Annotated in this window: 23 protein-coding genes; 9 read left to right on the top strand and 14 right to left on the bottom strand. The window is 67.4% G+C overall.

Translation table 11 applies throughout. From position 1 onward, the window contains the following. Positions 1–255 precede the first annotated feature (255 nt). The 4 genes from L942_RS30670 to L942_RS30685 form a co-directional block, all read right to left on the bottom strand. Positions 256–1,140: a lysophospholipid acyltransferase family protein gene (locus L942_RS30670; RefSeq protein WP_037367196.1), complete on the bottom strand. Its 885-nt coding sequence runs from the start codon at positions 1,138–1,140 to the stop codon at positions 256–258. Next, positions 1,137–1,919: a GNAT family N-acetyltransferase gene (locus L942_RS30675; RefSeq protein ID WP_037367197.1), complete on the bottom strand. Its 783-nt coding sequence runs from the start codon at positions 1,917–1,919 to the stop codon at positions 1,137–1,139. The genes L942_RS30670 and L942_RS30675 overlap by 4 nt, the downstream gene beginning before the upstream one ends. 176 nt (positions 1,920–2,095) lie before the next feature. Beyond that, the gene (locus L942_RS30680; RefSeq protein WP_037367198.1) at positions 2,096–3,055 is read right to left on the bottom strand and encodes an electron transfer flavoprotein subunit alpha/FixB family protein; all 960 of its coding nucleotides are present in this window, start codon (positions 3,053–3,055) and stop codon (positions 2,096–2,098) included. A 28-nt stretch (positions 3,056–3,083) separates the two neighbouring features. Continuing rightward, positions 3,084–3,869 (bottom strand): electron transfer flavoprotein subunit beta/FixA family protein, encoded by a 786-nt coding sequence (locus tag L942_RS30685; protein WP_037367199.1) that lies wholly within the window; start codon positions 3,867–3,869, stop codon positions 3,084–3,086. Between the two features lie 243 nt (positions 3,870–4,112). On the opposite strand from L942_RS30685, the gene L942_RS30690 reads away from it, so the two are divergent. Continuing rightward, positions 4,113–4,952 (top strand): DegV family protein, encoded by an 840-nt coding sequence (locus tag L942_RS30690; RefSeq protein ID WP_037367200.1) that lies wholly within the window; start codon positions 4,113–4,115, stop codon positions 4,950–4,952. Here the strand turns inward: L942_RS30690 and L942_RS30695 are convergent. Continuing rightward, positions 4,930–5,361 (bottom strand): hypothetical protein, encoded by a 432-nt coding sequence (locus L942_RS30695; RefSeq protein WP_037367201.1) that lies wholly within the window; start codon positions 5,359–5,361, stop codon positions 4,930–4,932. The genes L942_RS30690 and L942_RS30695 overlap by 23 nt on opposite strands. A 53-nt stretch (positions 5,362–5,414) precedes the next feature. On the opposite strand from L942_RS30695, the gene L942_RS30700 reads away from it, so the two are divergent. The 3 genes from L942_RS30700 to L942_RS30710 are packed head-to-tail and all read left to right on the top strand — an operon-like array spanning position 5,415 to position 8,223. Continuing rightward, positions 5,415–6,188, top strand: coding sequence for a class I SAM-dependent methyltransferase (locus L942_RS30700; RefSeq protein WP_037367202.1), 774 nt, complete (start codon positions 5,415–5,417; stop codon positions 6,186–6,188). Continuing rightward, positions 6,185–7,714, top strand: a complete 1,530-nt coding sequence (locus tag L942_RS30705) for a 1,4-alpha-glucan branching protein domain-containing protein (RefSeq protein ID WP_037367203.1) — start codon at positions 6,185–6,187, stop codon at positions 7,712–7,714. Before L942_RS30700 ends, L942_RS30705 begins: the two co-directional genes overlap by 4 nt. A gap of 17 nt (positions 7,715–7,731) precedes the next feature. Further along, positions 7,732–8,223 carry a glutathione peroxidase gene (locus tag L942_RS30710; protein ID WP_037367390.1) on the top strand — a complete coding sequence of 164 codons (492 nt, stop codon included), beginning with the start codon at positions 7,732–7,734 and terminating at the stop codon, positions 8,221–8,223. A gap of 498 nt (positions 8,224–8,721) precedes the next feature. On the opposite strand, the gene L942_RS30715 is transcribed toward L942_RS30710, so the two are convergent. Then, positions 8,722–10,536, bottom strand: coding sequence for a glycoside hydrolase family 2 protein (locus tag L942_RS30715; RefSeq protein ID WP_037367204.1), 1,815 nt, complete (start codon positions 10,534–10,536; stop codon positions 8,722–8,724). Positions 10,537–11,063: 527 nt separating this feature from the next. On the opposite strand from L942_RS30715, the gene L942_RS30720 reads away from it, so the two are divergent. Further along, a complete protein-coding gene (locus L942_RS30720) occupies positions 11,064–12,317 on the top strand; it encodes a glycosyltransferase family 4 protein (protein WP_037367205.1) in 1,254 nt (417 codons plus the stop codon). 71 nt (positions 12,318–12,388) lie between these two features. Here L942_RS30720 and L942_RS30725 read toward each other — a convergent pair whose 3' ends face one another. From L942_RS30725 to aceA, 6 genes are all read right to left on the bottom strand, one after another. Continuing rightward, positions 12,389–12,850 (bottom strand): MarR family winged helix-turn-helix transcriptional regulator, encoded by a 462-nt coding sequence (locus L942_RS30725; RefSeq protein ID WP_106965091.1) that lies wholly within the window; start codon positions 12,848–12,850, stop codon positions 12,389–12,391. A gap of 128 nt (positions 12,851–12,978) precedes the next feature. Then, the gene (locus L942_RS43275; protein ID WP_081655297.1) at positions 12,979–13,842 is read right to left on the bottom strand and encodes an alpha/beta fold hydrolase; all 864 of its coding nucleotides are present in this window, start codon (positions 13,840–13,842) and stop codon (positions 12,979–12,981) included. A 130-nt stretch (positions 13,843–13,972) separates the two neighbouring features. Beyond that, positions 13,973–14,374 (bottom strand): DMT family transporter, encoded by a 402-nt coding sequence (locus L942_RS30730; protein ID WP_081655298.1) that lies wholly within the window; start codon positions 14,372–14,374, stop codon positions 13,973–13,975. A 33-nt stretch (positions 14,375–14,407) separates the two neighbouring features. Continuing rightward, positions 14,408–14,725, bottom strand: a complete 318-nt coding sequence (locus tag L942_RS30735) for a DMT family transporter (RefSeq protein WP_037367207.1) — start codon at positions 14,723–14,725, stop codon at positions 14,408–14,410. An 855-nt stretch (positions 14,726–15,580) separates the two neighbouring features. After that, positions 15,581–17,185 (bottom strand): malate synthase A, encoded by a 1,605-nt coding sequence (aceB, locus tag L942_RS30740; protein WP_037367208.1) that lies wholly within the window; start codon positions 17,183–17,185, stop codon positions 15,581–15,583. A gap of 70 nt (positions 17,186–17,255) precedes the next feature. Then, a complete protein-coding gene (gene aceA, locus L942_RS30745) occupies positions 17,256–18,545 on the bottom strand; it encodes an isocitrate lyase (protein ID WP_037367209.1) in 1,290 nt (429 codons plus the stop codon). Between the two features lie 229 nt (positions 18,546–18,774). Between aceA and L942_RS30750 the strand changes: the two genes are divergently transcribed. Beyond that, positions 18,775–20,199 carry a short-chain fatty acyl-CoA regulator family protein gene (locus L942_RS30750; protein WP_037367210.1) on the top strand — a complete coding sequence of 475 codons (1,425 nt, stop codon included), beginning with the start codon at positions 18,775–18,777 and terminating at the stop codon, positions 20,197–20,199. A 61-nt stretch (positions 20,200–20,260) separates the two neighbouring features. Continuing rightward, entirely contained in the window at positions 20,261–21,517 is a 1,257-nt protein-coding gene (gene ilvA, locus L942_RS30755) for a threonine ammonia-lyase IlvA (RefSeq protein ID WP_037367211.1), read from the top strand. A gap of 413 nt (positions 21,518–21,930) precedes the next feature. Here ilvA and L942_RS30760 read toward each other — a convergent pair whose 3' ends face one another. Beyond that, a complete protein-coding gene (locus tag L942_RS30760; RefSeq protein WP_037367212.1) occupies positions 21,931–22,275 on the bottom strand; it encodes a nuclear transport factor 2 family protein in 345 nt (114 codons plus the stop codon). Positions 22,276–22,341: 66 nt separating this feature from the next. Continuing rightward, positions 22,342–23,097 (bottom strand): acyltransferase, encoded by a 756-nt coding sequence (locus L942_RS30765; RefSeq protein ID WP_037367213.1) that lies wholly within the window; start codon positions 23,095–23,097, stop codon positions 22,342–22,344. Between the two features lie 52 nt (positions 23,098–23,149). Between L942_RS30765 and L942_RS30770 the strand changes: the two genes are divergently transcribed. Continuing rightward, positions 23,150–24,097, top strand: a complete 948-nt coding sequence (locus tag L942_RS30770; protein WP_037367214.1) for a nucleoside hydrolase — start codon at positions 23,150–23,152, stop codon at positions 24,095–24,097. Between the two features lie 707 nt (positions 24,098–24,804). Beyond that, on the top strand, positions 24,805–25,902 hold the full coding sequence (locus L942_RS30775) for a C40 family peptidase (RefSeq protein WP_037367215.1): 1,098 nt from the start codon (positions 24,805–24,807) through the stop codon (positions 25,900–25,902). Positions 25,903–25,912: the final 10 nt, after the last annotated feature.

A 25,912-nucleotide genomic window follows, 5' to 3' on the forward strand; every position in this document is an offset into this window, starting at 1 on the left:
TGTCGCTGAAACCAGACGCGAGTGGTTCGTCGCTGTGAGGCGACGACCCGATAGGGAAATAACGGCTCGCAGTGAGGAGCCCGGGGGTGTAGCCATCCGGCGGTGAGACGGGGTGGGTGGCTGTCGCCGTTGAGTGGCGAATCGGCTCGGGCGAATCGGCTCGTCGGAACGTCCGCCAGTGGAGCCTGGAGAGCTCCGGAGAAGTGTCGCCAAAAAACGGCAACACCCTCCGCAGCCTCGTGACCAGGGTGTTCGTCAGTGCGCAACCGGCTGGGAAGGCGCAGGGCGGCCGACCAGAACCCGGCGACGCTGGGGCGGGATGCGGACCGTGCCGAGTGCCGAGTGGACGGCGGCCTCGGCGAGGGCTGCCAGCGAACGGCGGTCTTCGGCGCGGCCCGGGGCGATCTCCGGGCACACGTGCACTTCCAGGACCAAGCCGCGCAGCGCGGCGACCCGGCGTAAGGAGGCGATGAGCGATTCCGGCCCGATGAACGCCGGCTGGCTGGTTTCGCGACCGTCGGCGAGGCGGTAGCGGAGGGCGATCGGCCGAACCGGGACACCGCCGTCGATCGCGGCTTGGAAGGTGGCGGTCGTGAAACGGCCAGAGGCCAAGCCGCACCAGGTGGTGCCCTCGGGGGTGACGTTGACGAGCGCGCCGGCGCGGAGGCTGTCGGCGAGTTCGGTCATCGTGCCCGGCAGAGTGCGCAGACGGTTGCGGTCCAGGAAGATGCTGCCGCCGCGACGCACGAGCGCCCCCAGGATCGGCCAGGAGGCGATCTCGATCTTCGCGAGCGCGCGCATCGGGCGGAGTGCGTTGATGGCGATGATGTCCAGCCACGAGATGTGGTTATTCACCACGAGTGCACCGCGGCCGGCCGGAGCGGCGAGGAAATCCGCACCGCCCACGACAGACATTCGCACGCCGAACGCCCGCAGCACCGCGCGGAAAATCCGCCGCACCAACCGTTCCCGGCTCCGCCCGCGAATCACGAGCAACGCCGGCGCGATCAGCAGCGCCGCGACAAGCACTGAAATCGCCGCGGTGAAACGCAGAACCCGTCGCGGCAAGCCGACCGTTGGCGCGCCCTCGGTGAGGCAACCGTCACCGCAGGGTGACGTCGGCATCCATGCGTGGCTCATCCTTGCGCTCCGAGGAAGAACTTCAGGTAACGCTCGTCGACCTGCTGCAGGTCAAGAAGGACAAAGAAGTCCGCGACACCGAAGTCGGCGTCGAGGGCCGGCGGGCCGCACACCTTGGCGCCCAACCGCACGTAACCCTTGATCAGCGGCGGAAGCATGGCCCGGTCAGGACGCGCGATCGCGCCTGGCTCCCACGGGTTCAACGGCGAGACGCGCAGCGAGTCGTCGGCGTGATGCTTGGTGCGCAAGACATCCCAGACGACCGCGGCGTAGCTGCCGCCATCGTTCAGCGGGACCGAAGCGCATCCGGCGAGGTAACGGTGTCCGGAAAGGAGCATGTAGCGAGCAATCCCGGCCCACACCAGGCTCACGACGGCACCGCTGCGGTGGTCGGGGTGCACGCAGGACCGTCCGGTCTCGACCAAGGACGGCCGCAGCGCGGCGAGCGTCGTCAGGTCGAATTCGCTGTCGGAATAGAGCTTTCCGGCCTGCGCGGCGCGCTCCGGCGGGAGCATCCGGTAGCAGCCGACGATCTCACCGGTGTTGTCGTCGCGGACCACCAGGTGGTCACAGAATTCGTCGAAGTAGTCGACGTCCCGGCCGGGCTCCGGGGAATGCAGTTCCGCCCCCATCTCCTCGGCGAAAACCCGGTACCGCAGTTTCTGCGCGGCGAGCACTTCATCGTTCCCGTTGGCGACCAGAAGCGAATACCGCGGAGCGCCTGCGGGAAGGTCGGCACCCGCCTGATCAGTACTGACGAGGAGCTGTGACGACGTCATGGTCAAGGTGTACCTGCCGGTAAGAGGCCTCGGAGAGTGCCAATCGATGACCGGTCAGTGCACGTTTAGTTAATTGCGGGTTCTCAGGTTCCTCTCAGGCAGCCGGCACGGTCCCGGAGAACGCGGAAGGCCGCCGCGTGGCGAACACGCGACGGCCTTCCGGGCGAAAGAAAACGTCAGCCCTTGCGCTTCTCGACAGCCTCGGTCAGCTGCGGCGCGACGTTGAACAGGTCCCCCACCACGCCGAAGTCGGCGATCTCGAAGATCGGGGCCTCGGCGTCCTTGTTGACCGCGATGATCGTCTTCGACGTCTGCATGCCGGCGCGGTGCTGGATCGCGCCGGAGATGCCGAGCGCGATGTACAGCTGCGGCGACACCGTCTTGCCGGTCTGGCCGACCTGGAACTGCGCCGGGTAGTAGCCGGAGTCGACCGCGGCACGGGACGCGCCGACGGCCGCGCCGAGCGAGTCGGCCAGCTTCTCGACGACGTCGAACTTCTCCGCCGAACCGACGCCGCGGCCACCGGACACCACGATCGACGCCTCGGTCAGCTCCGGACGGTCGCCGCCCACGACCGGCTCGATGCCGGTGATCTTGGCCGACTTCGCCGGGTCCTGCGCCGGGATCTCGACGGTCTCCTCGGCGGCCGCGCCGTCGGCAGCCTCCGCCTCGACCGCGCCCGGACGCACCGAAACGACCGGCACGCCCTTGGCGGCCTTGGCCTTCACGGAGAACGCGCCACCGAAGATCGACTGCTCCACGGTCCCGTCGGAGTTGACGCCGACCGCGTCGTACAGCAGACCGGAGCCCAGCCGCAGCGCGACTCGCGCGGCCACCTCCTTGCCCTCGGCGCTGGCGGCGACGAGCACCGCGGCCGGGGAGACCTGCTCGGCGAGCTTCGCGAGCACGTCGACCTTCGGCGTCACCAGGTAGCCAGCGGCGTCGTCGCCCTCGGCGACGTACACCTTCGCCGCGCCGTGACCGGCGAGCGCTTCCTTGGCCTTCGCCGCGGTGCCGGTCGGGCCCACCACGACGGCGGAGGGCTCGCCCAGGGCGCGCGCAGCGGTCAGCAGCTCGAGCGTGACCTTCTTGACATCACCGTCGACGTGGTCGACGAGGACGAGTACTTCAGCCATTTTCCGGAATCCTCCTCGAAACCGTGTCTCAGATGAGCTTCTGCGCGACCAGGTACTCGGCGACCTTCGAGCCGCCGTCGCCCTCGTCCTCGACCTTTTCGCCCGCGGTGCGCGGCGGCTTCGGCGAGGCCTCGACGACCGTCGACCACGCGTTGGCGAGGCCGACCTCGCCCGCGTCGATGCCCAGGTCGGCGATGGTCAGCGTCTCGACCGGCTTCTTCTTCGCGGCCATGATGCCCTTGAACGACGGGTACCGCGGCTCGTTGATCTTCTCGCTCACGCTCACCAGCGCCGGCAGGTTCGCCTCGAGGTGGGTGATGCCGTCCTCGGTCTCGCGGTCGGCCTTCACGGCGGAGCCTTCGACGGTCAGCTGGCGCACGTAGGTCAGCTGCGGCACGCCGAGCAGCTCGGCGAGGATCGCGGGCACGGCAGCGCCGCGGCCGTCGGAGGCCTCGTTGCCGGCCAGGATCAGGTCGAAGCCCTCGACCTTGCCGACGGCGGCGGCCAGGACCTTCGCCGTCGCGATCGCGTCGGAGCCGTGCAGCGACTCGTCGGACACGTGGATGGCCTTGTCGGCGCCCATGGAGAGCGCCTTGCGGATCGCGTCGGTGGCGCGGTCCGGGCCGACCGAGATCACGGTGACCTCGCCCTCGCCGGCTTCCTTGATCTTGAGGGCCTCTTCGACGGCCTTCTCGTTGATCTCGTCGAGCACGGCGTCGGCGGATTCGCGGTCAAGGGTGTTGTCGGAACCGGAGAGCTTCCGCTCCGAGTAGGTGTCCGGTACCTGCTTGACCAGGACAACGATGTTCGTCATGGGTCTTCTTCGACCTCCCGGTTGGGGCCGGCTCTCGGCCGCGGGACAGTGCTCTACTGAGCGGTAGATTAGGGCCAATTCCGCGGCCGGACCCCTCGAGGTGACGGCATTCACCTGGATGAGCAATCTATTGGGACCATCGTCCCAGTAGTTGGCCGGTTAGCCCGTCCAGCGCGCCGCTCGCCCGATCGGAGCAACGGTCACTTACTCGCAGTAGGCCGTCAGGGGTTACGCTCCGACACCATGTCCGCGCACATCGCCGTAGTCACCGACTCGACCTCGTGCCTGCCCGAGCAACTCGCCGCCCAGTGGCGAATCAGTGTCGTCCAGGTCCAGCTGCACGTCGGCGACCAGACGGACGACGAGCACCGCTTCGACCGGAGCGAGCTCATCCAGACGATGAAATCCGGCGCGGCCGTCACGACTTCGCCGCCCGATCCGGGTGCGTTCTTCTGGAGCTACCAAGACGCGGCCTCCGCGGGCGCGTCCGCCATCGTGAGCCTGCACATCTCCGGACGGCTTTCGCAGACCGTCGAAGCGGCCCGCGAAGCCGCCCAGCAGGTCCGAATCCCGGTGCACATCCTCGACAGCGGAACGGCGAGCATGAGCCTCGGCTACGCGGCGGTGTCCGCCGCCCGGGTCGCCGGGGCCGGCGGACAGCTTGAGCGGGTCCTGGACGCCGCGGAACGGCGAGTGCGCAACTCGACCGAGCTGATCTACGTCGACACCCTCGAGTACCTGCGGCGATCGGGACGGATCGGTGCCGCCCAGTCGATGCTCGGAAGCGCGTTCGCGATCAAGCCGCTGCTCACCGTCCGCAATGGAGAGGTGAGCCCGCTCGCCCGCGTTCCCGGCACTAAACGAGCGATGAACCGGCTCGTCGACCTGGCGGTGAAGGCCGCCGGCGACCAGCCCGTGGACCTCGCGGTGACCCGGTTCGGCTCCGACGAGAGCGAGATCGTCCAGCGGCTGCGGGAGCGCGTGCCAGGTGCGGGCGAGATCGTGGTGGGCGACGCGAGCACGGTGATCGGCGCTCACGTCGGTCCGGGTGCGCTCAGCATCACGGTGTCGCCGTCGAACTGACCTCGATTCGCCGCCCCGGGACCACAAGCACCACGAGCGGAAGCAGGACCGTCACCGCTAGGCCGCCGATGATGAGTACTTGGTCGAGCTGCGGATAGTGCGCGACGTGCCCAGCGTGGTACACGAGGTGCGGGACGGCGAACAGCAGCGCCGCGATCGCCACCAGCCGCGCGACAGTTGTGGTCCCCATCACTGCTGCCCCGACCAGCACCGCGCCGAGCGCCAGGCTGAGGCCGCCGAAATCGATGATGAAGTGCTCGTTGTAGGGCCCGTCCATGGACACCCAGCCGTGCCGGAAACCGGGGAAGTCCTGGTAAAACCCCATCGGGTCGAGCAGCGGCCATAGGCCCTGCGCCAGGGTGTAGAGACCGAGCAGGATCAGGAGGATGCGCGTGATCGTCCGTTGCATACGGCTGGAACGAGACGGCTGCGCGAAACGTGACAGGCGCTAGGGTCGCGCAGGTGACCAACGCAGCCACCCGGGCCGAGGCACTGCACCTCACCGGCGAACGGACCGTCCCCGGCATCCCCGAGGAAAATTATTGGTTCCGCCGCCACGAAGCCGCATACCTCGCCCTCCTCCCCCACTGCACCGACGCGACGGTGCTCGAAGCCGGCTGCGGCGAGGGCTACGGTGCCGGGCTCATCGCCCAGCACGCCCGCCAAGTCCTCGCTCTGGACTACGACGTGCCGACTACCGAGCACGTGGCACGCCGGTACCCGGACGTCGCCGTCGCGCGGGCGAACCTGGCGTACCTCCCGCTTCGGGACGGCGCGGTCGACGTGGTGGCGAACTTCCAGGTCATCGAGCACCTCTGGGACCAGGCCGGCTTTCTGGCCGAGTGCTTCCGCGTCCTGCGTCCTGGCGGAAAACTGCTGGTCACGACCCCGAACCGGCTCACCTTCACGCCAGACAGCGACACCCCGCTCAACCCGTTCCACACGCGCGAACTGGCACCGTCCGAAATGGACGACCTGCTCCGCGCAGCCGGATTCACCGTTGCGGCGCTGAACGGGCTGCACCATGCGGAATCCCTGCGCGCGGTGGAGGCCCGCTACGGCGGCTCGATCATCGACGCGCAACTGGAGGTCGTCATGGGTTCTCTGCCCGGGCAGGCCACCTGGCCAGCTGACCTCCTCGCCGACGTCGCAGCGATCCGAGCCGACGACTTCTCCGTGCACGGTGACGACCTCGACGCGAGCCTCGATCTGGTGGCCGTGGCGGTGCGCCCGTGAGCGCCCGGAATCCCGCGTACGAAGGCACGTTTTGCCTCGTCCTGCACAGTCACCTGCCGTGGCTGCCCCACCACGGCAGCTGGCCGGTCGGCGAAGAGTGGCTGTACCAGGCGTGGACGCATTCGTATCTGCCGGTCGTCGACCTGCTGCGCCGTTTCGCCGCTGAAGGGCGACGCGAGGTTCTGACGCTCGGCATGACGCCAGTCCTCGCCGCACAGCTTGACGACCCGTACGCGATCCGCGCCTGCCACGACTGGGTCGGCCACTGGCAACTGCGCACGCAGCACGCATCGACGCTCTGGCACGGCGATCCGTTGCTGCGCGATCTCGCCGCCGCCGAGCACCAGGCCGCGATGCACGCCACCGAAGAGCTGGAAACGCGCTGGCGGCACGGTTTCTCGCCGATCCTTCGGTCGCTTGTGGACAGTGACACGGTCGAACTGCTCGGCGGGCCGCTGGCGCATCCGTTCCAGCCACTCCTGGACCAGCGAGTGCGACGGTTCGCGCTCCAGGCCGGGTTGGAGGACACCGCGCTGCGCATCGGCCGCGCGCAAGAAGGTATTTGGGCACCTGAATGTGGTTATGCACCGGGAATGGAGCGAGATTATCACGACGCTGGTGTGCGGCGCTTCCTCGTCGATGGCCCTTCACTCCATGGTGACACTTCGGCCGCGCATCCCGTCGGCGATTCCGACGTGGTCTGCTTCGGCCGTGATCTCGAAGTGACCTACCGGGTTTGGTCGCCGAAAGCAGGCTATCCAGGCCACGCGGCGTACCGGGATTTCCACACCTGGGCGCACGAAGTGGGGCTGAAGGCGTCACGCGTAACCGGCAAAACTGTTGAGCCGCAAGATAAAGCTCCCTACGACCCCGCACTCGCCGCGGACGTTCTAGGTTCGCATGTCAAGGATTTCGTCGAAACAGTCGTCACGCGGCTGAGGTCCCTCCGCGAGCAGCACGGCCGCGAATCGCTGGTCGTTGCGGCCTACGACACGGAACTCTTCGGCCACTGGTGGCATGAAGGACCCGCGTGGCTCGAAGGAATTCTCCGTGCTCTGCCTGAGGCGGGAGTCCGCGCGACCACATTGCGCGGCGCGCTCGAGGCCGGCCATCTCGGCGAACCGGTCCAGCTGCCCGCGTCCTCGTGGGGCTCCGGCAAGGACTGGCGAGTCTGGGACGGCGAACAGGTCGCGGACATGGTGCAGGACAACACCGCACTGCAAACCCGACTTCTCGACCTGGTCGACATGCACGATGGGACCACTCGCGACGCAGTCGCCGATCAGGCCGTCGCCGAGGCGATGATGGCGCTGTCCAGCGACTGGGCGTTCATGGTCACCAAAGACTCCGCCGCGGACTACGCCCGCCGGCGCGCCCGAGTGCACACCGAACGATTCGACACCTTGGCAGGGTTGCGGCGCAGCGGTGATCGTGCTCGCGCACTTGCTCTTGCCGAGGAATACCGCCGGGCCGACGGCCCGTTCGGACATCTGGACGCGCGCGCCCTGCGGCGTCCACGCGCATGACGATCGAAGGGAATTCCATGGGAATCCGCGACCTGCCCCTCAAGACCCTGGCCGGCGAGGACACCACTCTCGACGGACCGCTGGCCGGCAAGACGCTGCTCGTGGTGAACGTGGCGTCGAAGTGCGGGTTGACGCCGCAGTACACCGCTTTGGAGCGACTGCAGAAACGCTACGGCGACAACGGTTTCTCTGTCGTCGGATTCCCGTGCAACCAGTTCGCCGGCCAGGAGCCAGGAACGGCGGAGGAAATCCAGACGTTCTGCTCCACCACGTACGGAGTGTCCTTCCCGCTGTTCGAGAAGATCGATGTCAACGGCGAAGGCCGGCACCCGCTCTACGCGAGCATCACGGAAACTCCCGACGCGGACGGCGAAGCCGGCGACGTGCAGTGGAACTTCGAGAAGTTCCTGATCAGCCCGGACGGCAAGGTGCTCGGTCGCTTCCGCCCGCGCACGGAGCCCGAAGACGAGACGATCGTCGCCGCGATCGAAGCGGCTCTGCCTGCTTGAGTTTCGGTCCTGCTCTCCGGCCAGCGTTCATCGCGGCCGGAGAGCATTTGCCGTTTTTCGGCAACTGCCAGCGACCGCATAGGCAGCTCGCTCCCGACGGGCCGCGGCAGCCGTCGGTCCCGCCGTTGCCGTTGAGTGGCGAAAGGCCCATCACCCACCGCACTTGCTCATCCGCAACGTAGTCGCCACTTATCGGCGACTACCGACCGACGACATGAGCGTGCGTCACCACAACCTCTGCCCGAGGCCACCCGGCCGAGATGCCGCCGCTGTCCCCAAGCCAGGCTCGCCGACAATGGTCGCCACGGTGCCGTAGCCGCCAACCGGCGACGGCGACGCAGCGCGTCCGCGCCGGAGTGCACTAGCCAGCGTCGAATGACCGTTGGCCAGTTCATCGCCGGTGAGCGGCGAAACGCAAGTCGGCCTGGTTCGCCCCCCAGGCCACAGTCCTTGTGCAGACTGCGTCTCTTGCGTCGCCGCTCAGTGGCGAATCGCAGGTCAACGGCTGTCCGAAGCTTCACTAGCCAGTTCGGCAGCGGTCTTCACCTCGGGATGCGAGCCACGCGCGATCACCGCTCGGTTGTGGTTCGCGGCGCCGGCGAAGTCGAGCTTCCGCACTCGGCGGTCGTAGGTGAGAAGGCCGTTCACTTCGTTCTCTACATCAGTGGTCTGAGTATAGATCGCGCCGGACAGCCCAAGATCGGAAACCAGCCGTTCGAGCCGTTCGCTCACCTCTGCGTACCGGCGACTGAGGTGTGCGGAATCGGTCGTCATTTCGTAGGCGTTGGGTGGACCTGGCCAAATGTGGCCTTCGAGAACCAAGCCCAGGCCGCCGTATTCGCCGTCCACCAATGCGCGATGGTCCCCTTCGTGCGGCTCCCCCGGGCCGACGTAGGTGTGATCGTCGTAGACGTCGCCGGCACCAGTGTCCTGGCGGGAGAAACAGCAGTTCACGCCGCTGTTGGCGATCACCAGCCGAGTCGGGTCGAGTTCCTTTACGAGTGCCGCGATCCGTGCGGTGTCGAATTCTCCCCAGCCCTCGTTGAACGGCACCCAGGCGATGATCGACGTGATGTTGCGCAGCTGCGCGACCATTTCCCGCAGTTCGGCTTCGAATCGCTGTTGTCCTTCTGGCAACGGATCCGGCGCGTGCCCGGGCGGTCCGGCGAATGAGACGACCAGCGACGGCATGTCCTGCCAGACCGCCAGACCCAGCCGGTCCGCCCAGTAGTACCAGCGTGCGGGCTCGACCTTGACGTGCTTGCGGACCAGGTTGAACGCGAGTTCCTTCGTCTTCTCGAGATCGAAGCGGAGGGCCTCGTCCGTCGGCGCGGTGTAACCGCCGTCCGGCCAGTAGCCCTGGTCGAGTGGTCCGTGCAGGAAGGCGATCCGGCCGTTCAAAGCGATTCGTGGCCGTCCGTCGACATCCGGGACGATTTCTACCGTTCGCAGGCCGCAATAGCTGGCGACTTCGTCCAAGACGTCACCGTGCGAATCCAGGAGCCGGACGGTGAGGTCGTAGAGAAACGGATCGTCCGGAGACCACGGATGTGGTTCCGGAAGGTTGGCCCGCAGCCGCGTGCCTGCCGCGCCGCGAACCCGAGCGGCCTCGTCGCCGTTTGGCGGCGAAACGATCAACTCGACTTGAGCACCGCCGGTGACCTGCGGGAATATCGACACTCCGGACAGGTCTGAGGTGACTTCGACAGAGGAGATGCGTTCGTTCGGCACCGGCTCGATCCACACCGTCTGCCAGATTCCTGACGTCGGGGTATAGCAGATGCCGCCGGGTTCGTTGCGCTGCTTGCCGATCGGGTACGGCTCGATGTCCGTCCGGTCCTCGGCGCGAACGGTAATCTCCTGCGGTCCCGATGCACGGAGCGCGTCCGTGATGTCCGCGGAGAACGATGTGTAGCCGCCCTCATGGGTGACCACCGACTGGTTGTTGACCCGCACTTCGGCCTTCTGGTCGACTGCACCGAAATGCAGAAGCACCCGTCGCCCGCTCCAGCTTTCCGGGATCTCGAAGAGCCGTCGGTACCACAACACTTCGTCGCGTCGGCCAATGCCGGAGAGCGCCGATTCCGGCGCGAAGGGAACCAGGATGCGTTCGCTGTACCCGACAGGTCGCGGCTCAGCGGGCGAAGCAGGCCATCCTGCGTACTCCCAGATGCCGTTGAGGCTCAGCCATTCCGGCCGGCGGAGCTGCGGGCGCGGGTACTCGGGCAGCACCGCGGCCGGGTCGACTCGATCGGTCCACGGGGTGGTCAGCGGTGCGTCCGCGCGCTGCCATTCGGGCTCTGTGGGAGTCATCACTGGCCATGGTGGCAGAGAATCGCGGTCCGCGGCATGGCCTGCGGGCTACATGGCCAACCGGTGGGCGACCGCCGTTCGACGGCGATGGCGGGGGCTTCGGTGACCGATGGCTGGCAACGGGTCATCGGCGAGCCTTCCCGGTCAAGCAGCAGAGGTGCCGTCGATGACATTTTCGCCGCCGAGCGGCTAATAGCTGGTCAGCAGGTGGCCAGGGCCGGTCGACAAGGGTACCGAGAGCCTGGCGCGGCGCGTGAGGATCGCTGATCGTCGCAGTTGGCCGCAGCAGGAGACTCGCGTTCACTCTGGCGGCCGCGACTGTCCAGGCAGAGGGCTGAGCTGCGGCGATGCTTGCATCGCGGGCTGGCCAAGCGACCAGGCGGACCTGTTGCCGTTTTTTTGGCGAAACGCTCTGACCAGCGCGTTCTTTCCGGCTCAGGCACTTTTTCGCCAGGCTACGACGAGGCTTTCCACCGGTCGTTCGGGCGGCCGCCCCGGAGTAAGCGACTGGCGAGTAACCTCGGGCCATGCGCGTGCTGATGTTGTCCTGGGAGTACCCGCCGGTGGTCATCGGCGGCCTGGCCCGGCATGTTCACGCGCTGGCGAGGCATCTCGCGCAGCAGGGCCACGACGTAGTCGTCCTTTGCCGGCACACCGCGGGCACCGACGCGTCGACGCATCCGCGCAGCGACCGGGTCATCGAGGGGGTCCGAGTCGTCCGGGTGGCCGAGGACCCGATGCACCTGACTTTCGAGCGGGATCTCGTCGCCTGGACACTCGCCATGGGACACGCGATGATCCGGGCGGCTCAGGATTTGCTCCGCACGTGGCAGCCGGACGTGGTCCACGCGCACGACTGGTTGGTCACGCATCCGGCGATCGCGGTCGCCGAGGCTGCCCGGGTGCCGCTCGTTGGGACGATCCATGCGACCGAAGCGGGCCGGCACTCCGGGTGGCTGTCGCATCCGCTCAACCAGCAGGTGCACTCGGTCGAATGGTGGCTGGCCAACCGCGCCGACGCGGTGATCACCTGTTCGCAGGCGATGCGCAAGGAGGTCGCGCATCTCTTCGAGATCGACCCGGCCGATGTCTCGGTGATCCACAACGGCATCGAGGGCCGCAGCTGGCGCGTGTCGTCTGGGGAAGTCGCGAGGATGCGGGAGCAGCACAGTCCGGACGGCGCTCCGTTCCTGCTGTTCTTCGGCCGGTTGGAGTGGGAAAAAGGCGTGCAAGACCTGCTGGCCGCGCTGCCGCGGATCCGGCGTCGGTTCCCGGGGACCCGCGTAGTCGTCGCCGGAAAAGGGCGACATCACGACGAGCTTGTCGCACAGGCTCGCAAGCTGCGGATTCGCCGGGCGGTGGACTTCGTCGGCCACCTCTCCGACCGCGACCTGCGTGCGCTCCTCGCCGCGGCTGACGCGGTCGTGCTGCCCAGCCGGTACGAGCCGTTCGGGATTGTCGCGCTGGAGGCGGCTGCCGCGAAAGCGCCGCTGGTGGCGTCGACTGCGGGCGGGCTCGGCGAGGTTGTCATCGACGGGGAAACCGGCTTGGCCTTCGCGCCGGGTGACGTCGCAGGCCTCGCCTCTTCAGTGGTGAAGGTCTTGAGCGACGTTCCGGCCGCGGCCCGGCGCGCGCGTGCGGCGCAGGCCCGGCTTGGCGCGGATTTCGATTGGGGCCGGATCGCCGAGGCGACCGTCGAGGTTTACCGGCGAGCCCGGGTCGGCGAGCCGGTAGAGTTGGGGCGGCCGAAGATCGCGACTGGCAACGCGTTCGAGGTGTAGGACGCCGAGGTGCAGGACGCGCGCTGGTCAGCGGCGCTGCGGAGATTCGCCGCTCAGTGGCTAATGGCTGGTCAGCGGGGGTCGACGGCGGCGATGAGGTCGCGGTAGTCCGGGTCCGCTGCCACTCGGTCGAAGGCGCTCGCCAGAGCTGCTTCGTAGACCGGGACGGCTTTGCGCAACGTGGCTCGGCCGGCGTCGGTGATTCCGGTGTAGACGCCTCGGCGGTCGTATTCGCAGAGACGTCGTTCAGTCAGACCGGTACGCTCGAGGCGGCCGACGAGGCGGGTCGCGGAGCTCTGGTTGAGCGACGTCGCGTCCGCGAGTTCCTGCATGCGGAGTTCACCGTCGGGGCGATCGGCGAGCGACATCAACGCAACGAATTCCGAGAAGCCCAGGTGCAGCTGCCGCTGCAAGGCCTGCTCGACCTCGTGGTCGATGCGGCTGCGAAGCGCCATCATCCGGGGCCACATCGCGCCGAGGGTGCTGAGTTTCGCCCCTGCCTGCTTGCGGCCAGGGGAAGGTGTGGTGGTCACGCGAACGACCTCTCCGGCAAAGGCTTGTCCGGCATCGACGAGTGACGCCGACGATTCTTGTATAGCACATGTGCGTGCATGCAATTGGGCGTTCGGCAAGCCTGTCGTTGGTCGGCGAGCGTGGTTGATCAGCGCGGCAGGGGATGGTGGGGACTCGGCGTTCCGACTGCGGATGAGCCCGGATAGCCGAGGGAAAGAGTCAGACCAAAGTCTGCAAAAAGTGGTGCAGCAAGGGGTTTGACCTGCTCTGGATGAGTCAAGGTCGGGGTGTGGGCTGCGCCTCGGATTACGTGCACCTCGCTCGCGTTCGGGAGGCGTTCGCTCAGCAGGTCCATGCGGTCGCGCGGAAGCGAAACGTCCTTTTCTCCCCACATGAGGAGCGTCGGGCAGGTGATTTCGTTCAGCCGATCCGAGACGTCGTCTCGCTCCAGAAGGCAGCGCGCGGCTGGACCCAGCGGCAGCGCGGGAGTGGCGCGCCATCGTGCGCGTAGTTCGTCGCGCAGATCGGATTCTCCGAGTAGCTGCGTCGACAGGGGTATGGTCAGGTCATCAAGAGGGCCGTGTTCGCGCAAGGCAGCGAACATGTCGCAGTAGGCTGCCTTGTCGGTTGGGTCGCACGGTGTTGCTTCGGTGTCCCATAGAACCAGAGCTGCGACCCGTTCGGGTGCCAGCAATGCGGTTCGTAGCGCTGTGAAGCCGCCCTGAGACAGTCCACCTGCGACAGCGCGTTCGACGTCGAGGTGGTCCAGCAAGGCGAGTGCGTCCCGAGCCTGGTCCCAATAGGTGTATGACGTGCCGGGTTCGTCGTCCGGGGTTTGTCCATGGCCCCGGGCGTCCCAGGTGATCAGACGCCACTCCGGTGCGAGCGCCGATGCTTGCGGCGAGAACGTTGAGTGGTCCAGGAAGTAGCCGTGTCCCAGGAGCAAGGCCGGTCCGTCTCCCCCGGTGTCGGTGAAGAAGATCGGGCGGTCGTTGACTGTCACCGTGGGCATCGGCTGGCCTCCAGGTTCGTCGCATGCGAAGGTGCAGCGTAGTGACAAATCATGAGCACGGGTCCGCGGCCAGAACTGCCTGGTTCGCTGCCAGCTGGCGGATTTCGGTCGGACGTCGGGCTGGATACGGTCAGTCGCAGGCTTTCGCCGAATCGGTTGAGCCGCCAGCGAGTTTGAGGCAGATGACTCCGGCGATGATCACTGCGAGGAACAGGATTCGGAGCGGGCCAAGGTTTTCGCCGAAGATGATCGCGCCGAAGATCGCGGCGCCGCTGGCACCGATGCCGGTCCAGACCGCATAACCGACGCCCACGTCGATGGTGCGTAAGGCAAGGCTGAGCGTGAAGATCGTCGCGGCAGCCGTTACCACTGTGGCGATTGACCACGGCAGGTTGGTGAAGCCGCGGCTGCCGTCCGTGCTGACGGCGAACGCAATTTCGCAGACTCCGGCGAAGAGGAGAATCCCCCACGCTCGGCGAGTGGTCTGCGTCTTCGTCGGTGTGATGGCTGCTGCTTCGGGCTGAACGGACACGGCGAGAATCCTTTCGGGAGAGAGAAGGCCGGGTCAGACACCGGTCAACTGGAGACCGACGATGCCGCAGATCACCAGGCCGAATCCGATGAGCTTGCGCCAGTTGAGCTTCTCCTTGAAGATCAGCGCGCCCAGCAGCACGATGCCGACCGAACCGAGACCGGTCCAGATCGCGTAGCCGACGCCGACGTCGAGGGTCAGCAGGGCGCGGCTGAGGAAGAAGATGCCGCCGGCCGCCATGACCAGCGTGAACACGGACGGCCACAGCTTGGTGAATCCGTTCGTGGCGTTGGCTCCAAGCGCGAAGGCGATCTCGAAGAACACAGCGATGCCGAGGTAAAGCCAGTGCATGGTTTCTCCGGAGGCGAGTGAGGTCGGAAGCTGCTCGGCGCCCTCGCCGGCGACGCCCCCCCAGGTAGTTACATGTGCAATATATGTATGTCGAATCAAATAGGCAAGAGGGTTCCGGCCGATCCGTCGCGGTGGGAGCGAGTTGGGGCTGCCAGCGGCGAGATCGGGCCAAAAGAGGTGCTGACCAGGTATTCGCCGCTGAGCGGCAACGGCAGTTCGGGCGAGGCGAAGTCGGAGCCGGAGAGTTCAGTGCAGCCCATTCGCGCACCGCGCGGGCCGAGCGGCCGGGCGGGCCGGGCCAAGAATCGAGACCTCCACGAGATCGTCCGTCGAGAGACGACGGCGGCCAAGCGTGGACAAGGCCTCGGTAATGATGGAACGGAGCACGCGGGGGGCATGGACTTACGTGGAGCCGCGCCGGTCCGGGCGCATTAGGCCACCCTGGAGGTCGCGTCCGAACTGGGCAATCTGGCCGCACCGGCGGTTGGGAATCACGGGCGCCGGGGCAAAACGAGTCCTGGCACCGAGGCCGGTATTCGCCGCTGAGCGGCAACGGCGAACGCACGCTTCGGCAAGCCACCCGAGATTTCCTGGCAGAGCATCGACAGCGGCCGAGCACGGAGGTCGGAAACGCCCAAGAACCCGAGCCAAGCAAGGCAGCAACCGAGAACACCGGGAACTCCCCAAACCGAAACCCGCGCTCTTTCGCCGCTGAGCGGCGAAAGAGCGCGGGTTCGGAAAGACCCGGGCCCGGTGGCGGGGAGCCTCCGCCACCGGACCCGTCCCCTGCACCATCCCAAAAGTGGTGCGGGGTAACCGGTCGCCGGTGGTCAGGTCACTGGCGACCGGAGCCGGTCACCGCTCGGTCAGGTAGCGGGCGTAGGCGACGGTCGTGAGGAAGCTCGGCAGCTTCTCGCCGAGGGCGGTTTCGGTGAAGATCGCGCGGGCGTCGTCGAGGCGGGCCGACGGGCCGAGGTCCGCGCGGACCTTCGCCAGTTCGTCGTCCAGGAATTCGACAGCCAGTTCGTGGGTCAGCGCCGTGCCGTCCTCGAGCTTCGTACCGTTGCGGATCCACTGCCACACCTGGCACCGCGCGATCTCGGCCGTCGCGGCGTCTTCCATGAGGTTGTGGATCGCCGCGGCACCGGTGCCGCGCAACCAGGAGTCGATGTAGCGGAGAGCGACGTTGATGTTCGCTCGCACCCCCGCCTCGGTGACCTCGCCGCCGGCGCTCGCGACGTCGAGCAGGTCGGAAGCCTCGACCGTTACGTCCTCGCGCAGCTTGCCGAGCTGGTTCGGCCAGCCACCGAGGACCTGGTCGAACACCTCGCGGCACACCGGAACCAGGCCGGGGTGCGCGACCCACGAGCCGTCGAAGCCGTCGCCGGCCTCGCGTTCCTTGTCCTGGCGGACCTTCTCCAGCGCGTGCTCGTTGGTCGCCGGGTCCTTGCTCGGGATGAACGCCGCCATCCCGCCGATCGCGTGCGCCCCGCGGCGGTGGCAGGTGCTGACGAGCAGTTCGGTGTAAGCGCGCATGAAGGGGACCGTCATCGTCACCTGGGCGCGGTCCGGCAGCACGAAGTCGGCACCGTGCGCGGAAAAGTTCTTGATGACGCTGAAGATGTAGTCCCAACGTCCGGCGTTCAGACCGGCCGCGTGCTCGCGGAGTTCGTAGAGGATCTCGTCCATCTCGAACGCCGCGGTGATCGTCTCGATCAGCACGGTCGCCCGGATGGTGCCGCGCGGGATGCCGAGTTCCTTTTGCGCCAGCAGGAACACGTCGTTCCACAAGCGCGCTTCCTGGTGGCTTTCCAGCTTCGGCAGGTAGAAGTACGGGCCGCTGCCGCGCGCCAGGAGCTGGCGGGCGTTGTGGAAGAAGTACAGGCCGAAGTCGACGAGGCTCGCCGAGACCGGGCGGCCGTCGATGCGGATGTGCTTCTCGACCAGGTGCCAGCCGCGGGGACGGGCGACGATCGTCGCCGGGTCGTCGCCGATCGTGTAGCGCTTGCCGGCCTCGGTGGTGAAGTCGATGTTGCGGCGGATGGCGTCGAACAGGTTGAGCTGTCCGTCGATGACGTTGTGCCAGGTCGGCGAGGTCGCGTCCTCGAAGTCCGCCAGCCACACCTTCGCGCCGGAGTTGAGCGCGTTGACCGTCATCTTGCGGTCGGTCGGGCCGGTGATCTCGACGCGGCGGTCCTCCAGGCCGGGCGCGACGGGAGCGACGTGCCAGCTCTCGTCCGACCGGATCGACCGGGTCTGCGGCAGGAAGTCCAGCTGCTCCTCCCCCGACTGCAGCCGCTCGCGACGGCGGCGGCGCTCGTCGAGGAGTTCGCGGCGGCGTCCGGCGAAGGTGTTGTCGAGTTTGGCTACGAAGTCCAGAGCTGCCGGGGTGAGGATCTCGGCGAACCGGCCGTCGGCGGGCCCGGTGACCTCGAGGCGGGTGTTCAGCGTGTCAGCCATCTCGTACCTCCGCGAAGGGGGAAAGGAAAGGGGCGGGCCGGCGACCGGAATCGCCGGCCCGCGGGGTGCGTCAGTGGAACTGGTCTTCTTCGGTCGAACCCTTGAGCGCGGTGGTCGAGCTCTCCGGGTTCAGCGCGGTGGACACCAGGTCGAACCAGCCGGTGCCGACCTCGCGCTGGTGCTTCGTCGCGGTGTAGCCGCGCTCCTCCGAAGCGAACTCGCGCTCCTGCAGGTCGACGTAGGCGCTCATGCCGTTGCGGGCGTAGCCGTGCGCCAGGTCGAACATCGAGTAGTTCAGCGCGTGGAACCCGGCCAGCGTGATGAACTGGAACTTGTAGCCCATGGCGCCGAGCTCGCGCTGGAAGCGCGCGATGGTGTCGTCGTCGAGGTGCTTCTTCCAGTTGAACGACGGCGAGCAGTTGTAGGCCAGCATCTGGTCCGGGTACTGCGCCTTGATCGCTTCGGCGTACTTGCGGGCGACCTCGAGGTCCGGCGTGGAGGTCTCCATCCACAGCAGGTCGGCGTACTGCGCGTAGGCCAGGCCGCGGTCGATGCACGGCTCGATGCCGTTGTTGACCTCGTAGAAGCCCTCGGAGGTGCGGCCGCCGGTGAGGTACTTGCGGTCGCGCTCGTCGACGTCGCTGGTCAGCAGGGTCGCGGCCTGTGCGTCGGTGCGGGCGACAACCAGCGTCGGCACGTTCAGCACGTCGGCGGCGAGGCGGGCCGCGTTCAGGGTGCGCTCGTGCTGCTTGGTCGGGATGAGGACCTTGCCGCCGAGGTGGCCGCACTTCTTCTCGGACGCGAGCTGGTCTTCCCAGTGCACGCCCGCGGCACCGGCCGCGATCATGCCCTTCATCAGCTCGAACGCGTTCAGCGGACCGCCGAAGCCGGCTTCCGCGTCGGCGACGATCGGGGCGAACCAGTCGATGTCGCTGTTGCCCTCGGCCCAGTTGATCTGGTCGGCGCGGCCCAGCGCGTTGTTGATGCGGCGGACGACGGCCGGGACCGAGTTGGCCGGGTAGAGGCTCTGGTCCGGGTAGGTCTGGCCGGCCAGGTTGGCGTCGGCGGCGACCTGCCACCCGGACAGGTAGATGGCCTTCAGGCCGGCGCGCACCTGCTGCACGGCCTGGTTGCCGGTGAGCGCGCCCAGCGCGTGGACGTAGTCCTCGCTGTGCAGCAGCTCCCACAGCTTCTCCGCGCCGCGGCGGGCGAGGGTGTGCTCTTCGACGACAGAACCGCGAAGCTTCACCACGTCGGCGGCGGAGTAGGTCCGCTGGACACCCGCCCAGCGGGGGTCGGTCTTCCACTGCTCGGCCAGCTCGGCCGCCGCCTGCTCGAGCTGATTGGCCTGCTCGGTCATCGGACTCTCCCGTGTTGCGAAGTTTGCGATTGCTCGCCTTGCCTGGTCACAACCCTGACACGAGCCCGAAAACGCGGTCTACCGCTCCAATTTGCCAATTTCTGCGAAGATTGCCTAGCATGTTGCAAAGGTTGCGAATCAGCGGTTCGCAATCGCAGCGAAAATTCGCGGGCTTGATCGTTCACGTAATCGTTCAGGCCCGGAAACCTTCCGGCCGGACGGAGCACCCATGGACAAAACTTTCGCCGGAGCGAGGCTGCGGCATCTTCGCGAAAGCCGGTCGATGAGCCAGGCGGATCTCGCCCGTGTGCTCGAGATCTCACCCAGTTATCTCAATCAGATCGAGCACAACTCGCGCCCGCTGACCGTGCCGGTGCTGCTGCGGATCACGCAGGCGTTCGGGGTCGACACCGAGTTCTTCGCCAACAACGACACCTCGCGGCTCGTCGCCGATGTGAAAGAAGCCCTGCTCGACGAGGTCGTGGGCATCGAGGCGACCACGAGCGAGCTGAACGAGCTGGCCAGCAACCTGCCGTCGATCGCCCAGGCGCTGGTGAAACTGCACCGCAGCTACCGCAACGCCGTCGAGAGCACGGCCGCGCTGACCACGGAAAACGGGCTCGGCCTGCACGGGAGCGCCGCGGCGCCGTTGCCGCACGAGGAGGTTCGCGACTTCTTCTACGAGCGGGAGAACTACGTCGCCGAACTGGACGAGCGGGCGGAGAAGATGGCCGCGCAGATCCCGTTGCGCCGCGGGTCGGTGCTGGGGTCGCTCAAGGAACGGCTCTGGCAGCGCTACGGCGTCGACGTGACAAACGAGGGCATCAACGAATCCGCGGGTGAACAGCACCGATACGAGCCGGCGACGCGGGTGTTGCGGCTGGCCCCGAGCCTGCGCGTCGGACAGCAGGCGTTCCGGATGGCCTCCCAGATCGCACTGCTGGAATACGACGACTTGATCACCGAACTCGCCGATTCGTGGGCGTTTTCCGGCCCGGCCGCTCGGACGCTCGCGCGCGTCGGCCTGGCGAACTACTTCGCCGGCGCGCTGATCCTGCCGTACGGCCCGTTCCTGGCCGCGGCCGAGGAGTTCCGGTACGACATCGAGCGGCTTTGCGACCACTTCGGCGTCGGGTTCGAGACCACGTGCCACCGACTGTCGACTCTTCAACGGCCAAAACAGCGCGGCGTGCCGTTCTCGTTCGTGCGGGTCGACCGGGCCGGGAACATGTCGAAACGCCAGTCAGCGGCGGGTTTCCACTTCTCGCGCGTCGGCGGCGCTTGCCCGTTGTGGAACATCTACGAGGCCTTCACCTCGCCGGGCAAGATCCTCACGCAGATCGCGGCGTTGCCGGACGGGAAGCGATACTTCTGGGTCGCGCGGACGGTGTCGCGCAACATCGGCGGGTACGGCAGCCCGGGCAAGACGTTCACGGTCGGCCTCGGCTGCGAACTTCGGCACGCTGGCCGGCTGATCTACTCGACCGGCCTTGACCTGGACGAACCCGCCGCCGCGACGCCGATCGGCATGGGCTGCAAGGTCTGCGACCGGCCGGCTTGTTCGCAACGCGCGTTTCCGGCGATCGGCAAACCGCTCACGGTGGACGAAAACACCAGCACCTTCGTCCCGTACCCGGCGGTGCCGAAGACGTGAACGCAGCCAGTGACATGAGTGCCCCGGACGTGTTCACCGGGTGCGAAGTACATTCACCCGAGTGCACGACATCGACACGGTGAACGCAGAACTGGTCGAGCAGGCCGCCGAACGGCTCTCGGGCGTGGTCACACGTACGCCCCTGGAGCCCAACGCGCGTCTCTCGTCCCGCGTAGACGCGCGCGTCTGGCTTAAGCGCGAAGACCAGCAGACGGTCCGCTCGTACAAGATCCGCGGCGCGTACAACTTCATCGTGCAGCTCGACGCCGAGACGCGGGCCCGCGGTGTCGTGTGTGCGAGCGCCGGCAACCACGCCCAAGGCGTCGCGTACGCGTGTCGCCGTTTAGGGGCGAATGGTCGCGTGTACGTGCCGGGCACGACGCCTCGGCAGAAGCGCGAACGTATTGCGGCGCTCGGTGGCGCACACATCGAGGTCATCGTCGTCGGAGAGACCTACGAAGACGCCTTCGCCGCCGCGAAGGACGACGCTCACCGCACAGGGGCGACGCTCGTGCCGGCATTCGACGACGTCCGCACTGTCGCCGGTCAGGGCACTGTCGCGCTCGAAGTGGTCTCGCAGCTCGGCTTCGTGCCGGATGTCCTGGTCGTGCCGGTGGGCGGCGGTGGGCTACTGGCCGGGATCGCGACGTGGGTTCGTGAGCGGCATCCGGACATCCGGGTCGTCGGCGTCGAACCGGCGGGCGCGATGTGCATGGCAGCTGCTCTCGAAGCGGGCGAGCCGGTGCGGATCGATGCGGTCGACCCGTTCGTGGACGGTGCCGCGGTGCGCGAGGCTGGCCAAGTGACGTTCCCGTTGATCCGGGACAGCGGCGCGGAACTGACATCCGTCGACGAGGGCGCGGTGTGTACGGAGATGCTGTCGATGTACCAATCGGACGGCATCATCGCCGAGCCCGCGGGTGCGCTCGCGGCTGCTTCGCTCGGCACCAGCGTGCAGGTCGAGCCCGGGCAGACGGTGGTGTGCATCGTGTCCGGCGGCAACAACGACGTGAGCCGGTACAGCGAAATCCTCGAACGTTCGCTGATGCACGAGGGGTTGAAACACTACTTCCTCGTCAGCTTCCCGCAGGAACCCGGGGCGCTCCGGCGGTTCCTTGACGAAATCCTCGGTCCGGAGGACGACATCACGCGGTTCGAGTACGTGAAGCGCAACAATCGCGAGATCGGTCCGGCGCTGATCGGCGTCGAGATCCCGCGGCGCGCGGACCTGCCCGGGCTCCTGGCGCGGCTGGAGAAGAGCCCGCTGCAGGTGGAGCGGGTGGAACCGGGGAGTCCGTTGTTCCACTTCCTTCTCTGAGCTTCGCTGAGGTGCCGCTGGGCTGGCTTGCCTGGGGAACGCTTCGGTCTCTGGGCTGCCGCAGGTTGGCGACGTTGGTCCCTGCTCCGGCGACGCTCCGCCGCTCCGTCTGCGCCACCGACAACGGGAATCGCGCACTCGGCTTCGGCGGCTTGCTGTCTACCGTCTGGATGCCGCCCATACGGGTGTCACGCTGAAGCGTTCACTCGCCCCTCGCGTCCGCGCCGATGGCACCTCAGCGAAGGTCGTCTTCGTCGACGAAGCAGAGGCGAAGGCGAGGGCGGAGCCGTCTCGTGTAGGTGCCGGGCGGAAGGCGTGCAGACCGTTCACCGCCGCCGTTGATTGGCTAATCGAGCAGCACCGCATCGCATTTCCGCTGGTCAGCGCGATTCGCCAAAAAACGGCAACACAGGTCAGTCGAGTTCGGCGCTGCCCTCGCGGTAGATCTTCGCCGACTTGATGCGGTCGCCGGACAGCCGATAGAACCCGGCGATGGCGAAAACGTGGTCCTCGCCGTTGTGGGTGAGTCGCTCCGTCAACTGGGCGGCGACCTGGTCACCGTCTGCGAGAACGTTTTCGACCGCCAGCGTCGGGAGAAGTTGTTCCATGGCACCGCTGAACAGCTCGGTGAGTTCGTCGCGTCCGCGCGCGACGCTGCTTCCGGTGATCCAGACCGCGTCGTCGGTAAAGCCGTCGAGGAGCGCCTGGAGGTCGCGGTTGTTGAAGGCGGCGACGTGCCGATGGAGGGCTTCGCTCATAAGGCGAGGCTATCGGCGCTGTCAGGTCATTTTCGGCACCGAACTCGACGCGCGGCTGCGCTGGCGTCAGCTTTCGCCGAGCGTTTTCTGCAGGGCCTTGTTCGCCTTGCGCGCCATATCGGCGACCGCTTCGCGCCGGGCCGCATCCGCGGCGTAGTCGTCCTCGCGGTTGCGGACCACCCGGGCCGGTGAACCGACCGCGATCGAGTAATCCGGGATGTCACCGCGCACCACCGCGTGCGCGCCGAGCACGCTGCCGCGGCCGACGCGCGTGCCCTTGAGGACGCTGACCTTCGTGCCGAGCCACGTGTCCGGGCCGATCCTGACCGGCGACTTGACGATGCCCTGGTCCTTGATCGGCACGTGGATGTCCGCGGTCACGTGGTCGAAGTCGCAGATGTACACCCAGTCGGCGACGAGCGTGGCGGCGCCGAGCTCGATGTCGAGGTAGCAGTTGATCACGTTCTGCCGCCCGAACACCGACTTGTCGCCGATGCGAAGGGACCCCTCGTGACAGCGGATGGCATTGCCGTCGCCGATGTGCACCCAACGGCCGATCTCCATCCGGCCGTACCCGGGCCGGCAGTGGATCTCGACGTTCTTGCCGAGGAACAGCATGCCGCGCAGGATGATGTGCGGGTTCGCGATGCGGAATTTGAGCAGCCGGTAATACCGCACGAGGTACCACGGCGTGTACGCGCGATTGCGCAGAATCCAGCGCAGCGAGTCGGCCGTCAGGAACTTCGCCTGGTGCGGGTCCCGCCGGGCCCGCCGCCAGGCGCGCACGCGCGACAACGCGGGCGCACCCCACATCGACGTCATGTCCTTGACCGTAACCTGTGGTCGACGGCCGGCCACAGGCAAGGGGAGCAGGATGGGCACCAAGCTGATCATCGACACCGATCCCGGCGTTGATGACGCTTTCGCGATCGCACTGGCCGCGAGGTCGGCGGACGTCGACCTGCTGGCTGTGACGACGGTCTTCGGCAACGTACCGCTGACCACGACGACCTCGAACGCGCGCCGGCTGCTGCAGTTGTGCGACCGGCCGGACGTGCCGGTCGCCGCGGGTGCGTCGCGGCCGCTTCTCTACCGCGAACTGCACCGGGCGAGCACTGTTCACGGCTCCGACGGACTTTCCGGGCACGCCGCTTCGCTGCCCGACGCCACCCGTCCGCTCGAGGATTCCGACGCGGTCAGCCTGATGGTCTCGCTGCTCGAAGCCTCGGACGAACCAGTGACCATCGCGCCGATCGGCCCGCTCACGAACATCGCCGCCCTGCTCGCGGCGCATCCCGGGGTGTGCTCGAAGATCGCGCGAATCGTCCTGATGGGCGGCGCGATCACCCTCGGCAACTCGACCGCCGTCTCCGAATTCAACATCTGGGCCGACCCGGACGCGGCACGGCGCGTGATCGCCGAGGACGACGTCCCGTGCGTGATGGTCCCCCTCGACCTCACTCACCGGTGCGCGGTCGACAGCGCGTGGCTGGCGAAACTCGCCGCGTCCGGACCGGTCGGGCAGGCGCTGGACTCGTTCACGCCGGACTACCTCGCGCACTACCGCAAGGTGCTCGGTTACGAAGGCATCGTCCTGCACGACGCGGTGGCTGTCGCCGAGGCGATCCAGCCAGGGATCTTGCGCACGGAGACCTACCCGGTCGACATCGACTCCGGCTTCGGCCCGACCCGCGGCATGACGATCGTCGACCGGCGGGCGGTGCCGACCAGGTCGACCGGGCGGTCGGTCGAGGTGGCGGTGGATACGGAACTGGATGTGCTGCGCGAGTTCGTGTTGTCGAGACTCGCCGGGGGCCGGTGATGGCCGGGGCCGGGGATTCGCCGCTGGATGGCGAATCGCTGGTCACTCCCGGTGCGGCGGCTGGTGTGGGCGATGGCGAGCCTGGGGGTGCGGGGGCGTTGCCGGTTAATGGCGAATCCGTTGGCTCGGGTGGTTCGTCGGCGGGTTGGGCGTCGCCGGTGAGTGGCGAATCCGTCGGTGGCGGTGCTTCGGCTTCCGGCGAGGTGTCGCCGGTAAGTGGCGAATCGGTCGGTGCCGGTGCTTTGTCTCCGGGTGGGACGTCGCCGGTTTGTGGCGAAACAGCGGGCACCCGAGTTTCGGTCGGCGGTGAGGTGTCGCCGGTTGTCGGCGAAGCGGGCGGGACCGGCGCTTCGGCTTCCGGTGAGGCGTCGCCGGTCAGCGGCGAAACAGGCGGCTCGGGTGAGGTGGCGGTTGGTGCGGCGTCGCCGGCCGGTGGCGAAAATGTTGGGTCGGCCAGGGTGTCGCCGCTGAGTGGCGAAACTTCTGGGGTGGGCGATGTCGCGTCGCGAGGTGGGGACTCGGGCGAGGTGGGCAGCGGGTCGCCGTTGGGTGGAGACGTTTTTGGAGCGTCTGGTGGTTCGTCGTCGAGTGGCGAAGGTTCTGGGGCCGGCGTCGATTCGCCATTAAATGGCGACGAAGCTCAGGCGTCGGAAGGAGGGGGCGCGGGGGCTGCGGGGCAGGGGGTTCTCGCGCGGAATCGGCGAGTCGTGGTGAAGTTGGCGGCGGTTGTGGTGGTCGTCGCGGCGTTGGTGGTCGCGGTGCGGGTTTTGCCGGGCGGTGCCGGTCAGGCGAATTCGGGGGACGTCGCGGCGACGTCGTCGTTGGCTCCGGGGGGTCAGAAGACGGTTCCGACCTCCGCTGCGTCGACGTCGGCAGCGCCAGCTCAGCCTGGGGTGCCGCGGGCTGGGGAGTTCGGGGCGTGGGCGTCGCGGACCAGTCAGTGGCTCGACATTCCGTTGCGGGCGATGAACGGCTACGCGCAGGCAACCGTGACGCTCAGCAAAGAACAGCCTGACTGTCACCTGTCCTGGATCACTCTCGCCGCGATCGGGAAGATCGCCAGTGATCACGGGCGGGCGCAGGGTGATCGGATCGGAGAGAACGGGACTCTCGCGAAACCGCTTGGCACGGTGGAAGTTCTCGACTTCTATCACCGGCCCGTGTCGACGCCGGGGGCCGCGGGGCCGTTGCAGCTCTCGCCTGCGGTGTGGGGCAAGTGGCAGCGCAGTGCGTCCGGCGGCAAGCCTGACATTCAGAGCATCGACGACTCGGCGCTCACGGCTGGGCGTGCGCTCTGCGCGAATGGCCGCGATTTGGCGACGGACTGGTGGAACGGGGTCGCCACGTTGGAACCGGCGCCGGTCGTCTTGCATCGGACGCTGGCGACGACCAACGTCTACGGCACGGTGGGGCAAAGCGATCAGCCGCCTAATCCCGCGGTGCTTACTGCGGTCGACTTCGCGATCGATCAGATCGGGCTGCCCTACGTCTGGGGCGGCAACGGCACTCGCGACGCCGACCCTGGGTTTGACTGTTCCGGTTTGACGACCGCGGCTTACGCGAGCGCGAACGTCAAACTGATGCGGACGGCGGATACGCAGTTTCGCAGCGTTGCCCATGTGAGCGAACCTCAATTGGGCGATTTGATCTTCTTCGGCGAGCCCGCTTCGAAGATCCATCACGTGGGCCTGTACATCGGGAACCAGCAGATGATCGACGCGCCGCAGACTGGGCAGGCGGTGCAGGTTCATCCGTATCGGAAGCCGGGTGACGACTATGCGGGGGCTGGGCGGCCGACGGCCTGATCCGGTCGCA

This window comes from Amycolatopsis orientalis DSM 43388, from assembly GCF_000411975.1.
Lineage (GTDB): Bacteria > Actinomycetota > Actinomycetes > Mycobacteriales > Pseudonocardiaceae > Amycolatopsis > Amycolatopsis orientalis_D.

Coding starts and splice junctions, on each gene's coding strand:
- aceB (WP_037367208.1), bottom strand. CDS start 17,185: ATGGCTGACACGCTGAACACCCGCCTCGAGGTCACCGGGCCCGCCGAC.
- L942_RS30760 (WP_037367212.1), bottom strand. CDS start 22,275: ATGAGCGAAGCCCTCCATCGGCACGTCGCCGCCTTCAACAACCGCGAC.
- L942_RS30675 (WP_037367197.1), bottom strand. CDS start 1,919: ATGACGTCGTCACAGCTCCTCGTCAGTACTGATCAGGCGGGTGCCGAC.
- L942_RS30750 (WP_037367210.1), top strand. CDS start 18,775: ATGGACAAAACTTTCGCCGGAGCGAGGCTGCGGCATCTTCGCGAAAGC.
- L942_RS43275 (WP_081655297.1), bottom strand. CDS start 13,842: ATGCCCACGGTGACAGTCAACGACCGCCCGATCTTCTTCACCGACACC.
- L942_RS30770 (WP_037367214.1), top strand. CDS start 23,150: ATGGGCACCAAGCTGATCATCGACACCGATCCCGGCGTTGATGACGCT.
- aceA (WP_037367209.1), bottom strand. CDS start 18,545: ATGACCGAGCAGGCCAATCAGCTCGAGCAGGCGGCGGCCGAGCTGGCC.
- L942_RS30680 (WP_037367198.1), bottom strand. CDS start 3,055: ATGGCTGAAGTACTCGTCCTCGTCGACCACGTCGACGGTGATGTCAAG.
- L942_RS30735 (WP_037367207.1), bottom strand. CDS start 14,725: ATGCACTGGCTTTACCTCGGCATCGCTGTGTTCTTCGAGATCGCCTTC.
- L942_RS30765 (WP_037367213.1), bottom strand. CDS start 23,097: ATGACGTCGATGTGGGGTGCGCCCGCGTTGTCGCGCGTGCGCGCCTGG.
- L942_RS30685 (WP_037367199.1), bottom strand. CDS start 3,869: ATGACGAACATCGTTGTCCTGGTCAAGCAGGTACCGGACACCTACTCG.
- L942_RS30715 (WP_037367204.1), bottom strand. CDS start 10,536: ATGACTCCCACAGAGCCCGAATGGCAGCGCGCGGACGCACCGCTGACC.
- L942_RS30695 (WP_037367201.1), bottom strand. CDS start 5,361: ATGCAACGGACGATCACGCGCATCCTCCTGATCCTGCTCGGTCTCTAC.
- L942_RS30670 (WP_037367196.1), bottom strand. CDS start 1,140: ATGAGCCACGCATGGATGCCGACGTCACCCTGCGGTGACGGTTGCCTC.
- L942_RS30720 (WP_037367205.1), top strand. CDS start 11,064: ATGCGCGTGCTGATGTTGTCCTGGGAGTACCCGCCGGTGGTCATCGGC.
- L942_RS30710 (WP_037367390.1), top strand. CDS start 7,732: ATGGGAATCCGCGACCTGCCCCTCAAGACCCTGGCCGGCGAGGACACC.
- L942_RS30690 (WP_037367200.1), top strand. CDS start 4,113: ATGTCCGCGCACATCGCCGTAGTCACCGACTCGACCTCGTGCCTGCCC.